Below are 6,376 nucleotides of genomic sequence, written 5' to 3'. Positions count from 1 at the left end.
CACCGCCGTAACATTTAGATAAAACATCTTTACGTAGGGCTTTAATAGTCTCACGAGCAATAATGCGGCTACCTATACTTGCTTGAATTGCTATATCAATCTGCTGTCTCGGTATTAAATCCTTTAACCTTACGCATAATGCCCTACCCCTCTGCTCGGCACGTGAGCGGTGTACGATTGTGGATAGTGCATCAACCACCTCTGCGTTAACCAAAATCCCAAGCTTAACAAGCTCGGAAGGTTCATAAACATCCATTTGCCATTCAAAACTTGCATAACCTTTAGAGCAACTTTTTAAACGATCGTAAAAATCGTAAACTATCTCATTTAGTGGTAATTTATAAACTATTTTAGCCCTATTTGCTATATAGCTATGATCGAGCTGCATCCCTCTCTTTTCCGTACAAAGCGATAATACCGCACCTAAAAACTCATCAGGTACCATTATAGTTGCCTTAATCCACGGCTCTTCCATCGATTCGATTTTTTGTAAATCAGGCAAATCTGCCGGGTTATGTATCTCTAAGCTCTCACCGTCCCGCATATGAATTTTATACACCACGCTTGGAGCGGTAGTGATTAAATCTAAATCGAATTCCCTACTTAAACGTTCTTGGATTATCTCTAAATGTAACAGCCCTAAAAAGCCGCATCTAAAACCTACTCCGAGTGCCGAAGAGCTTTCCATTTCATACTCAAAACTAGCATCATTAAGGCGTAATTTAGCTAGTGAATCCTTTAGATGCTCAAATTCCGAGCTATCCGTTGGATAAAGACCACAAAACACTACGGGTAAGTTTGGTTTAAAACCCGGTAGAGCTTGCTCACAAGGCTTTTTTTCATCAGTGATAGTATCCCCGACTTTACAATCCGCTACTTGCTTTATAGAAGCAGTAAAGAAGCCGATTTCGCCTGCATGCAGAACATCCGAAATATGTTTTTTCGGAGTAAAATAGCCAACATTTTCGACGGTATAAACCGAGTTAGTAGCCATCATTTTAATCCGCATATTCTTACGTAAGTAGCCATCAATAACACGTACTAAAATAACCACCCCAAGATAAGGGTCATACCAACTATCAACAAGCAAAGCTTTTAAAATATCACTGTTACTTTCTTTCGGCGGAGGTAATTTATTTACTATTGCTTCTAAAACTAAATCAATACCTATACCGCTTTTTGCCGAAATCAATACAGCCTCACTTGCATCGATCCCGATTATATCCTCTATTTGCTGCTTAACCTGTTCAGGTTCTGACGCCGGCAGATCAATCTTATTAAGCACCGGTACTATTTCATGATCATTCTCGATTGCTTGGTAAACATTGACAAGCGTTTGTGCTTCTACTCCTTGCGTACTATCAACTACCAATAACGAGCCTTCACAAGCAGCAAGTGACCTACTAACTTCATAAGCAAAATCGACATGCCCGGGAGTGTCCATTAGATTCAAATAGTAGATGTTACCGTCTTTAGCCTTATATACAAGCCGCACGGTTTGTGCCTTAATAGTTATACCTCTCTCTTTTTCGATATCCATCGAGTCTAGCACTTGCTGGCTCATTTCCCTAACTTGCAAGCCACCGCAATGCTCAATTAACCTATCGGCTAACGTAGATTTACCGTGATCGATATGAGCGATTATTGAGAAGTTCCTTATATATTTTTGATTATCCATAATTATTGTGATATAATTTGTATTTTGTCATCCCCGTCATTGCAAGGCTTTGTTGCGTGGATCGAAAAACGCATTCGGTGTCATACCGTGGCTTGACCACGGTATCCAAAAAATAATAAAAAATATTTAGTATTTTAATCTGAATCCCGCAATCAAGTCGCGGGATGACAGCGGTGGAATTGATCCACGCAACAATGCCTCATTGCGAGGAGAGGCGAAGCCTCGACGTGGCAATCTCATGAAATAATAACAAACTCCTGAGATTGCTTCGTCAAAACTTACAGTTTTTCCTCGCAATGACAGCTACAATCACGATAATATATAACAAAATCGAAATTTATAACAGGAAAAAATAATGCGAGCTGAAATAGAAAATTATGTAAAAAAAATTGAGCAATCTTTAGAACTACTTTGGAGGTCACTTTGACGTTGAAGCATCAACTGAAAGACTGAAAGAACTAGAAGAATTAGCAGCCGACCCGAGTTTATGGAATGATCAAGCCAATGCTCAAAAATTACTGCGAGAAAAAAGTAATCTAGAAGAAAAACTAAATGCTTTTAATAAACTCAAATCTAACTTAAAAGATGCTTTAGAACTTGAAGAAATGGCTGAAGCCGAAAACGATTTAGAAACACTTTCACAAATTGAACAGGACTTAAAAAATTTAAGCATCATTGCTGCCAAATTTGAAACGGAATGCTTGTTTTCAGGTGAAACAGACGGTAATAATTGCTTTTTAGAGATTAATGCCGGAGCCGGAGGAACTGAAAGCCATGACTGGGCGTCTATTATGATGCGTATGTATTTGCGTTTTGCCGAAAGACTCGGCTTTAAAACCGAGATAATCAATATGATTAACGGCGAAGAAGCAGGCATTAAATCATGCACGATTAGGATAATAGGCAAGCGGGCTTACGGCTGGTTTAAGACCGAAGCGGGCGTTCATAGATTAGTGCGTATTTCTCCGTTTAATGCAGCAGGTAAAAGAATGACCAGCTTTGCAAGTAGCTGGGTATATCCCGAAATTGATGATAATATAGCAATTACTATTGAGGATAAAGACTTAAGAATCGATACTTTTAGAGCATCCGGAGCAGGCGGACAGCACGTTAATACTACCGATTCTGCGGTACGTATCACCCATATACCGACTGGTACGGTAACACAATGCCAAAGCGATAGATCACAGCATAAAAATAAAGCTCAAGCTATGAAAATGCTTCAAGCAAAACTCTATGAGCTTGAAATGCAGAAACGCACAGACAGCGTTAACGAGCAGAATGCCGCTAAAACCGATAATAGCTGGGGGCATCAAATTAGATCATATGTTTTACAGCCTTATCAGATGGTGAAAGATTTACGTACCGATTATGAAACTTCTGATACTAAAGGAGTGCTTGACGGTGACCTTGAAGAATTTGTTTCCGCAAGCTTATCTATAAATGCGGGTGGTAAAAAATAAATTATTTTGTCATTCATGCGAGGCATTGTTGCATGGACCGGAAAACGCCCTCGGTGTCATACCGTGGCTTGACCACGGGATCCAAAAAATAACTAAAAATACTAATAATATTAGTATTTTTAACTGGATCCCGCGATCAAGTCGTGGGATGACAGCCGTACATGAAAAACTATAAAAACTTTACTGCTGCTATTTCTATATTTATTATAGTTATGGCCTCGGTTCTAGGATTTCAGAGTTATCAAAAATTTACTCAAGATAAACATTTTGAGCAGATAATAACCGATCTAAATAATCTAGAGTTTGATCCTGCTAATGAAAAAATCCGCAAGAATTTTATCTCAGAAATACAAAATATTTATGCAACCGAAAATCCTGAAATAGATAAAAGTGTAAAATATGTGTGGGTTTTATCTGCAAGACATTCTTATACAAAAATACCAATTAATTCTGATACTCAAAATATAGGGGCTGCAGATAAAGAGGACGGATATAATAGGATGAGGCTTGGCATAGAGATTGCAAGAGAAGTTGCAGCTAAAAAACTTGATAAGCAAATATCTAGCCTAACATATGAAGAACTGAAAAAATACGGACCGATGATTTTGTTTAACGGCGGAGTATATGATAATAGCTTACTAAAAGAAGCCCTTGATAAAAATATTATTACCGATTATCCGAAAGAAAGTTTCTATATTTTCACGTTACCGGAAAACCAAACCAATACCGGCGGACAATTTAAAACTTTATATAAAGAACATGAAAACAGTAATATTGATTTAAATAACGCCGAAATTGCAATTGTTACTCATGCTTATCACTTCCCTCGTGTTAATCGATATTTTGATAACAAACCGAATTTTGACTTCTTCTTTATTCATAACACTAAACCTATAATTTTCTTAGTCGATCGAAAATTTGAAACCATGGGAGTAGATAATGAACTAAAGCAGGAGCTAATAAAATTACCTAACTATATAGAGAAAGGTTTTATCTCAAAGAAATAAAATAAGTATATTTTTAGTTTAAAATTCAAGCCTAATATATTCCCTAAGTAAATGAAAATACGTATATGAAGATCAACTTTAAAAAGAGCAAGGAATCCACAAGACGAGGAACGGAGCATATATTTAATATGTGAGTACTGCAAGTACTTGTAGGATGACGTAGCCAATTTTTAAAGTTCATCGAGTATACTTCCATAATTTGCTAAAAGTACGTTGACCAAAATAAAAGCTAATAACCCCCGCAAAAATAGTTTGATCTTCTATACTCCATAATATATCTAGATACTCCACTAGCAGGGCAGAGCTTTTTAATGATTTATATTGAACATATTTTTAACTCCTCCATACATTGCAAAAAAGCTATAAGCAAGTACCGGCCTTACCGAGCCGTTTAAAGCATCGACCCAACTAACACCTGATTTATAAGTGGAGTAAAGAGAATATTGCTCTGCCATTTCTTGCGATATGGTAAGCTCTGTAAAAAAAAGTCTTGGATTGATTGAGTTTTTTATTGGCAATTTGACGATCTAAAATATTTATCTCGTGTTTTTTGTCGTTAATATCTTTGTATATTTTTAAAACCTCAGGAATGATAGAGCTAATAAAGCCTGTAATCGCTGCAAATAAAGTAATCATAAATACCTATCTATATAAATTTTAGGATAAGTATAGCAGAGATAAGTCATTATACTAAGAGAGGGACGTTGTTGCATGGATACCCAAGTTGTCATTGCGAGCAGACCTTGTTGCGCGGGTCAGTTTTTCCAGTGTCATCCCGCGACTTGATCGCGGGATCCAGCTTAAAATACTAAAATTTTAGTATTTTAAGTTGTTTTTCTGGATACTGTGGTCAAGCCGCGGTATGACACCGAACGCGTTTTTAGATCCACGCAACAATACCTTGCGAGCAGTCGTAGACTGTGCGGCAATCTCATGAAATAATAAATTATAAACTCCTGATATTGCTTCGTCGAAACTTACAGTTTCTTCTCGCAATGACGATTTTCGAATTACTTTAAATTAGACCAAATGCGGTTTTTTGCAATATAGAAAAAGATAGTAAACACTACCAAAAACATCATAACTTTAAGACCCATAGATTTACGATGTTCCATTTCCGGCTCAGCTGCCCATTGCAGGAATACCGCAACATCATGCGACATCTGCTCTACGCTTGCGTTAGTACCGTCCATATAGGTTACCTGCCCGTCTGTAAGCGGCGGCGGCATTGCTATTTGCTCGCCAGGGAAATACGGATTATAATGAGCCCCTTGCATTAGCTTAAAATCTGCCGGTGGTTCGGTATAGCCGGTAAGCAGCGAATATATATAATTAGCTCCGTCATGACGCGCTTTTATTATTAAAGATAGATCAGGAGGGTGTGCTCCGTTATTAGCTGCCCTTGCTGCTTGTTCATTAGGGTAAGGAGGTACAAAACGATCAGAGGGAAGAGCGGGACGGCCAAACATCTCACCGTCATCATTAGGTCCGTCTTTTACCGTATAGCCTTTGGCGATTTCTTTTATCTCGTCATCCGAAAAGCCGATATCTTTAAGATTACGGTAATATAAATTGTTTAAACCGTGGCAGACACTACAAACTTCTTTATAGACCTGAAAACCTCTTTGTGCTGCTTCACGATTAACTGTGCCAAATACGCCGTCAAACAACCATTTCATCTTTTTCGGATGTAATGCTTCTTCGTTGGCTAAACTTAAGCACGAAGTTAGTAGTATGATGATAGAAATAAGTAGTTTAGTTTTCATAAATTTTTTTGAGTCGTCATTGCGAGGAAAAATTGAAAATTTTGACGAAGCAATCTCAGGAGTTTATTATTATCTTATAAGATTGTCGTGTCGAGATTTTGTCTTTCCTTGCAATGATGTTTTTATTACAGAATAATTTCATTATATAAATCATCCCAATTTATATTTGTTTGTTCTATTAATTTAATTTTTTTGTCTCTTGAACCGGCTTTAATTTGTTTTTCTCTATTTATTGCTGAATTCATAGTTTGATGAATCTCATAAAATACTAAAATTTTGCAATTATACTTTTTACTAAACCCCTTAATTGTATCATTTTTGTGTTGGTATATTCTTTTTATTAAATTAGAAGTAACACCAGTATAGAGTATACCATTTTTCTTGTTAGTTACTATATATACTATTGGTTGCTTCATAAATTTGTATAATACAAAAAACGTCAGCGAGCAGCCATAGGCTGCG

7 protein-coding genes and 2 pseudogenes are annotated in these 6,376 nt (G+C 37.0%); 3 read left to right on the top strand and 6 right to left on the bottom strand.

Annotated elements, in window-relative coordinates; genetic code table 11:
• Both lepA and MB29_RS13015 read right to left on the bottom strand, forming a co-directional pair.
• Positions 1-1,678 (bottom strand): translation elongation factor 4 (lepA, locus tag MB29_RS06195; RefSeq protein ID WP_032139505.1); only part of this gene is annotated, 1,678 nt, incomplete at its 3' end.
• 126 nt (positions 1,679-1,804) lie between these two features.
• Positions 1,805-1,975, bottom strand: a complete 171-nt coding sequence (locus tag MB29_RS13015; RefSeq protein ID WP_233418984.1) for a hypothetical protein — start codon at positions 1,973-1,975, stop codon at positions 1,805-1,807.
• A 58-nt stretch (positions 1,976-2,033) separates the two neighbouring features.
• On the opposite strand from MB29_RS13015, the gene prfB reads away from it, so the two are divergent.
• From prfB to MB29_RS13820, 3 genes and pseudogenes are all read left to right on the top strand, one after another.
• Positions 2,034-3,141, top strand: a protein-coding gene (gene prfB / locus MB29_RS06190; protein ID WP_215426265.1) for a peptide chain release factor 2 whose coding sequence is annotated in 2 segments (ribosomal slippage) — positions 2,034-2,102 and positions 2,104-3,141 — 1,107 coding nt in all. Because the reading frame shifts where the segments join, the coding sequence is not laid out codon by codon here.
• A pseudogene (locus tag MB29_RS14505) lies at positions 3,122-3,301 on the top strand (hypothetical protein); the annotation flags it as partial. The gene prfB and the pseudogene MB29_RS14505, both read left to right, overlap by 20 nt.
• 439 nt (positions 3,302-3,740) lie before the next feature.
• Positions 3,741-3,924: pseudogene (locus tag MB29_RS13820) on the top strand (hypothetical protein).
• Between the two features lie 644 nt (positions 3,925-4,568).
• On the opposite strand, the gene MB29_RS08715 reads toward MB29_RS13820, so the two are convergent.
• The 4 genes from MB29_RS08715 to MB29_RS06165 all read right to left on the bottom strand — a co-directional run.
• The gene (locus MB29_RS08715; RefSeq protein WP_233418983.1) at positions 4,569-4,784 is read right to left on the bottom strand and encodes a hypothetical protein; all 216 of its coding nucleotides are present in this window, start codon (positions 4,782-4,784) and stop codon (positions 4,569-4,571) included.
• A 180-nt stretch (positions 4,785-4,964) separates the two neighbouring features.
• Positions 4,965-5,144 carry a hypothetical protein gene (locus MB29_RS11815; RefSeq protein WP_215426267.1) on the bottom strand — a complete coding sequence of 60 codons (180 nt, stop codon included), beginning with the start codon at positions 5,142-5,144 and terminating at the stop codon, positions 4,965-4,967.
• 14 nt (positions 5,145-5,158) lie between these two features.
• Positions 5,159-5,914, bottom strand: a complete 756-nt coding sequence (locus MB29_RS06170) for a cytochrome c1 (RefSeq protein WP_032139502.1) — start codon at positions 5,912-5,914, stop codon at positions 5,159-5,161.
• A gap of 125 nt (positions 5,915-6,039) precedes the next feature.
• The coding region (locus tag MB29_RS06165) for a GIY-YIG nuclease family protein (protein WP_324607284.1) at positions 6,040-6,376 on the bottom strand (337 nt) is incomplete at its 5' end.

Origin of the sequence: Rickettsia tamurae, assembly GCF_000751075.1 — a bacterium.
Lineage (GTDB): Bacteria > Pseudomonadota > Alphaproteobacteria > Rickettsiales > Rickettsiaceae > Rickettsia > Rickettsia tamurae.
The sequence above is the reverse complement of the archived record's forward strand: the minus strand, read 5'-3'. Positions and strand labels throughout refer to the sequence as shown.

Bases quoted from the DNA above. Each gene is read 5' to 3' on its own strand.
- MB29_RS08715 (WP_233418983.1), bottom strand. From the start codon at position 4,784: ATGATTACTTTATTTGCAGCGATTACAGGCTTTATTAGCTCTATCATT.
- MB29_RS06170 (WP_032139502.1), bottom strand. From the start codon at position 5,914: ATGAAAACTAAACTACTTATTTCTATCATCATACTACTAACTTCGTGC.